The 5,683-nt window shown below is 68.0% G+C and carries 5 protein-coding genes; all 5 read left to right on the top strand.

What is annotated here, in order from left to right; all coding sequences use genetic code 11:
- The first annotated feature begins 46 nt into the window (after positions 1-46).
- On the top strand, positions 47-316 hold the full coding sequence (rpsT, locus tag VGE49_RS09315; RefSeq protein WP_105562740.1) for a 30S ribosomal protein S20: 270 nt from the start codon (positions 47-49) through the stop codon (positions 314-316).
- A gap of 492 nt (positions 317-808) precedes the next feature.
- Entirely contained in the window at positions 809-2,272 is a 1,464-nt protein-coding gene (gene dnaA / locus VGE49_RS09310; RefSeq protein ID WP_414643624.1) for a chromosomal replication initiator protein DnaA, read from the top strand.
- Positions 2,273-2,455: 183 nt separating this feature from the next.
- Positions 2,456-3,574, top strand: a complete 1,119-nt coding sequence (gene dnaN, locus VGE49_RS09305) for a DNA polymerase III subunit beta (RefSeq protein WP_331034281.1) — start codon at positions 2,456-2,458, stop codon at positions 3,572-3,574.
- A gap of 517 nt (positions 3,575-4,091) precedes the next feature.
- Positions 4,092-5,270 (top strand): DNA replication/repair protein RecF, encoded by a 1,179-nt coding sequence (gene recF / locus VGE49_RS09300; RefSeq protein WP_331034280.1) that lies wholly within the window; start codon positions 4,092-4,094, stop codon positions 5,268-5,270.
- 243 nt (positions 5,271-5,513) lie between these two features.
- Positions 5,514-5,683, top strand: a 170-nt coding sequence (locus VGE49_RS09295) for a hypothetical protein (RefSeq protein WP_331034283.1), incomplete at its 3' end; no start/stop codon positions are given.

Below are 5,683 nucleotides of genomic sequence, written 5' to 3'. Positions count from 1 at the left end.
CCGTGGACGTGGGTTCGCGGCGTTTTCGTTCGAAGGTTTTTACCCGATGGCCAACAATGCAGGCGCCCGCAAGGCGATCCGCAAGATCGAAGCGCGGACCGAAGTGAACAAGGCCCGCCGTACGCGCGTTCGCACCTACCTGCGCAAGTTCCAGGAAGCCCTGACGGGCGGAGACGTCGAAGCCGCCAAGAGCGCCTTCATCACGGCTCAGTCGGAACTGATGCGCGCCGTGTCGAAGGGCGTGGTTCACAAGAACACCGGCTCGCGCAAGGTTTCGCGCCTGGCCGCCCAGCTGAAGAAGCTGTCGGCCGCCTGATTTAGGCGACGTCGGGACGGGCTTTCACGCCTTTGTCAAACGACGTCATCTAACGCGTTCGGATGACCCGTAACGGGGTTGTCGCAAGAAAATCTAACGATTTCAACGGCGAGGAAGCGCAAGCTCCCTCGCCGTCTTGCTGTTCGGCGCTAAGTCGCCGACGGAATCCAGCGTTAGGAAATGGGGCGAAATCGCCATTTTCCCAAGCGGTGCCGGGGTTTGCCGGAGTCAAACAATTTAAGTGCGAATCTCGACTCGAATCAGCGTTGATCTCCGCTCCGCTGTGCGTAAGTTCGAGGGGTAACGCACTTCCATCCAATCTGGATGAAGGCGAGGGAAATCAAAGGTTTCCCTCGGCGGGAGATGTCTGTCTGTGAGTACGACCCCACTCGCGAAGCCTGGCTTCGCGGGACAGGAGAAGTCGTCCCGGATTTGGCTGCTTCGAAGGGCGTTCGTTCGGTGGACTAACTTAACTCTGGCGGGTGTCTGAGAATGATCGGGGGCGCACTAATGACGGGCATGACGGATCCTGACCGTATCTGGACCGAGGCGGCGGGTCGCCTGAAGGCCGAGATCGGCGATGGGCCCTTCAGCAGCTACATCGCGCCCTCGGCCGTGAGGCTGGACGCTTCGGGCAATCTGATCCTGGTGACGCCGACCGCCTATGCGCGGGACTGGGTGCGCAAGAACGCCCTGCGTCGCATGAACGAGCTGTGGCTGGGTCTGGACGGTCTGTCGCGCCGTCTGGACGTGCGCTGCCGCGCCGAGGTGGGCTCGCCCGCCCCGGCCACCGCCTTCCCCGCCGGCGAGGCCCCGCGCCTGGCCTCGGTGGGCGGCGTGATCGCCCCCGCTCCTGTCTCGGCCATGGCCGCCTCGGCCTTCGCCCCCTCGACCGACGGCGCCCGCGCCGTCCGCGCCGCCGGCCTGCAGGAACGCCTGACGTTCGACAGCTTCGTGGAGGGCCAGGGCAACGCCTTCGCCCTGGCCATCGCCAAGCAGGTCGCCAGCTGGGCCGACGGCCATTTCAACCCGGTCTTCTTCTGCGGCCCCTACGGCTACGGCAAGACCCACCTGCTGAACGCCATCGCCTGGGAGGCGCAGCGCCTGCGCCCGGACGCCAAGGTGGTCTATCTGACCGCCGAACGCTTCCTCTCGACCTTCGTGCGCGCCATGCAGGACCGCTCGACCGCGGCCTTCAAGGAAAGCCTGCGCTCGGCGGACATGCTGCTGCTGGACGACGTCCAGTTCGTCGGCGGCAAGACCTCGACCCAGGAAGAACTGCTCAACACCCTGACCGCGCTGATCGAGGACGGCAAACGCATCGTCCTGTCGGCCGACCGCGCTCCGACCGCCCTGACCGACGTCGAGCCGCGCCTGCGCAGCCACCTGGCCGCCGGCCTGACCTGCCCGGTCGAAGCCGCCGACCGCAGCCTGAAGGTCGCTGTGGCGCAGGCGCGTCTCAGCGCTCTGGCCAAGCTGGGCGTCGTCTCGGGCGAGGCCCGCGCCGAGGTGCTGGAGCATCTGGTGGACCGCACCCCCGGCTCGATGCGCGAGCTGGAAGGCGCCGTGAACACCCTGGCCGCCGTCGCCGGCGCCCGCCTGTCGGCCCTGACGGTCGACGAGGCCCAGGGTCTGCTGGGCGTCGCCCTGCGCGGCGGCCCCGAGCGCCGCATCACCGTGGACGAAATCCAGAAGACGGTCGCCGACCACTTCAACCTGAAGCAGGCCGATCTGCTGAGCGAGCGCCGCACCCGCGCCATCGCCCGCCCACGCCAGATCGCCATGTATCTGTGCAAGCAGCACACGACCCGCTCCTATCCCGACATCGGCCGTCGCTTCGGCGGACGCGATCACACGACCGTCCTGCACGGCGTGCGCAAGATCGAGGAGCTGATGCCGAAGGAGGAGCAGATCGCCCGCGACGTCGAGGCCCTCACCCGCAAGCTGCGCGGCTAAACGCCTTCTCCGCTCACCCCGGCGAAGGCCGGGATGAGCGGGTTGGGGGGATCAGGCCTGTGGATAGCGGGGGCAGACGTCGTCGGATGTCGGCCCCCCGTTGCCCCCGCCGCTCAATGCGCTAGTGTTCCAGCCCATCCTTACGGCGACGCTGAAAAGGCGTCGCGGCCCGGGCGAGACCACATGCAGCTGACCATCGAACGTTCCGCGCTCCTGAAGGCCCTCGGGCACGTTCAGAGCGTGGTCGAGCGCCGCAACACCATTCCGATCCTGTCGAACGTGCTGCTGAGCGCCGGGCGCGACCGCCTGTCCTTCGCCGCCACCGACCTCGACATGGAGATGGTCGACGAGGCCGAGGCCCAGGTGAACGTCGAGGGCCAGATCACGGCCCCGGCCCACACCCTGTATGAAATCGTCAAGAAGCTGCCGGACGGCGCCGAGGTCTCCCTGACCTATTCGGGCGAGGATCCGCGTCTGGTGATCTCGGCCGGACGTTCGCGCTTCAACCTGCCTGTCCTGCCGGCGGGCGACTTCCCGGTCATGTCCACCGAGACCTCGGGCGCGCGCTACACCCTGCCCAAGGAAGACCTGGCCCGCCTGATCGACAAGACCCGCTTCGCCGTCTCGACCGAGGAGACGCGCTATTATCTGAACGGCCTCTATCTGCACACCGTGGCCGACGGCGGCATTCCGCTGCTGCGCGCCGTGGCCACCGACGGCCACCGCCTGGCCCTGGCCGAGACCCCGGCGCCGGAAGGCGCGGCGGGCGGCCCCGGCGTCATCGTGCCGCGCAAGACCGTAGATCAGGTCCGCCGTCTGCTGGACGACGGCGTCGGCTCGGTCGAGGTCCAGGTCAGCCAGCAGAAGATCCGTTTCGAGTTCGGCCACGCCAGCCTGACCTCCAAGGTCATCGACGGCGCCTTCCCCGACTATCTGCGCGTCATCCCCAAGGGCAACGACAAGCAGGCCGACATCGACAACGCCCTGTTCGCCAAGGCCGTCGACCGCGTGGCCACCATCTCGGCCGAGAAGAGCCGCTCGGTGAAGCTGGCCTTCGACAACGACCGGGTGAAGCTGACGGTCCGCAACATGGAAGCCGGCCAGGCCGAGGAAGAGGTCGAGATCGGCTATTCCGAGGAGCCGTTCGAAATCGGCTTCAACGCCCGCTATCTGCTGGACGTCGCCGGCCAGATCACCGGCGAGACCGCCCACTTCAAATTCGCCGACCCGGCGTCGCCGACCCTGGTGCTCGACCCGGCCGACGTGGGCGTGCAGTACGTGCTGATGCCGCTGCGAGTGTGATTTGACCGACGGCGAGCCGCGTCTGGTTTTTCGGGGGGCGGCGTGGAAGTCGGGGCTTCGGACGCTTGGAGCGATCGCAGGCGTGGTGGTCGCTGTCTGGACATTGGGCAGCGACTTCGAGTCTCAGAGGTATTCGAAAGAAGCGGGCGATGTCATCGCGATCGGCGGCATTGTGGGGTTCGGTTCGGCCGGTCTTCTGTCCTTCCTCAGGCTGTGCCTGCCCCCCGAGCTTGTTCTGACCCGGGAGGGGTTCAGCGTTCGGGGTCTGAGAAGGGGCCGGTTGATCCGCTGGGAAGACATTCAGAGCTTCGAGTTGGTTGAGCTTCGCAGTGGGGCGACCGTGGCGGGGTATGTCCTCACGCCGGACGCGAGGCTTCGTGCCCGACGCCTGCCGTCGCTCAGGGCAGGAGTGGATGGAGCAATCGCCGTATCTCCCGGGGAGTCGCCGGGCTATGTCGTCAAGGTTCTGAATGACTGGCGTCGGTGCTATGGGCCGCCGCCCCGACCCTAGCGCCTTGTGATCACCTCTCTCGCCCTCACCGACTTCCGTTCCTATGCGAGCGCCAGCCTGCCGGTTTCCGGCGGGGCCGTGGTGCTGCATGGGCCGAACGGGGCGGGCAAGACCAACCTCTTGGAGGCCATCAGCCTCTTGACCCCCGGCAAGGGCCTGCGCGGGGCGACGGCGCAGGAGATGGGGCGGCGCGAGCCGGGCGAGGCCGTGGGCCGGGCCTGGGCCGTCATGGTGACGCTGGATGAAGTGGGCGAAGAGGTGCGTCTGGGCACGGGCGTGCAGACGCCGGGCGCGGCGCGGCGCATCGTCCGCATCGACGGCGAGACGGCGCCGCCGGGACGGCTGCTGGACCACCTGCGCCCGGTCTGGGCCACGCCCGAGCAGGACCGTTTGTTTTCCGACGCGCGAGCGGCCCGGCTGCGCTTTTTCGACCGGCTGGTCTTCGCCGCCGATCCCGACCATGCGGCCACGGTCTCGACCTATGAAAAGGCCCTGCGCGAGCGGCTGAAGCTGCTGACCGACGGGGCTGAGGGGCGGCCCGCCGATCCCCTGTGGCTGGATGCGCTGGAGGCGCGGCTGTCCGAGGCCGGGGCGCGGGCCGCCTTGGCGCGGACGCGGGCGCTGAGCGCGCTGCAGGCGGGCATCGACGCGCGCGACGACCGGCCTTTCCCCCAGGCCGATCTGGGCCTGAGCGGCCCGGCCGAGGAGCTGGCGGCGACGGGGGCGGACGAGGCGGATATCCTCAGCATGCTGGGCGAGGGCTTCATGCGGGCGCGGGCGCGCGACGCGGCGGCGGGGCGCAGCCTGTTCGGGCCGCATCGCTCGGACCTAACGGCGCTGCATCGCGAGAAGAACCGGCCCGCCGCCGAGGGGTCTTCGGGGGAGCAGAAGGCCCTGGTGCTGAATCTGATCCTGGCCCAGGTCGGGCGGCTCGCGGGCCAGAAAGCGCAACCCGTCCTGCTGCTGGACGAGGCCCCGGCTCACCTCGACAAGGCCCGCCGCGCCGCCCTGTTCGACGAGATCGAGGCGCTTGGGCTGCAGGCCTTCATGACCGGCACCGAGCGCGGCCTGTTCGCGGCCCTGGAGGGGCGGGCGCAGTTCGTGAGCGTAGAGGGCGGGGCGCTCCTCTCTCCTTCTCCCCTTGAGGGAGAAGGTGGCAGGCGAAGCCTGACGGATGAGGGGTGACGGCGGCGCCTTCGGCCGGTTGTTCCGCCTGTGCCGCCGTATCTGAACCTCGCGCTGACACCCCTCATCCGGGCGCCTTCGGCGCCCATCTTCTCCCTCAAGGGGAGAAGGACAAGAGGTGGCTTTTCCCTCCGAATTTCCTATATGTTATCGGCGTCGGGGCGCGTTGAATTGCGACCTGATGCGGACGGCTGAGAGGCCGTCTTTTCCCTGTCCGTCCGCGGACCCTGAGCCGACGTTTTCATGACCGATCAGACTGACGCCTCGCCGGAATACGGCGCCGATTCCATCAAGGTTCTCAAAGGCCTGGACGCGGTGCGCAAGCGCCCCGGCATGTATATCGGCGACACCGACGACGGCTCGGGCCTGCACCACATGGTCTATGAGGTGGTCGACAACGCCATCGACGAGGC

The sequence above is a fragment of the Brevundimonas sp. genome (assembly GCF_036405315.1).
In the GTDB taxonomy this organism is placed as follows: domain Bacteria; phylum Pseudomonadota; class Alphaproteobacteria; order Caulobacterales; family Caulobacteraceae; genus Brevundimonas.
The sequence above is the reverse complement of the archived record's forward strand: the minus strand, read 5'-3'. Positions and strand labels throughout refer to the sequence as shown.

Bases quoted from the DNA above. Each gene is read 5' to 3' on its own strand.
- rpsT (WP_105562740.1), top strand. From the start codon at position 47: ATGGCCAACAATGCAGGCGCCCGCAAGGCGATCCGCAAGATCGAAGCG.
- dnaA (WP_414643624.1), top strand. From the start codon at position 809: ATGATCGGGGGCGCACTAATGACGGGCATGACGGATCCTGACCGTATC.
- dnaN (WP_331034281.1), top strand. From the start codon at position 2,456: ATGCAGCTGACCATCGAACGTTCCGCGCTCCTGAAGGCCCTCGGGCAC.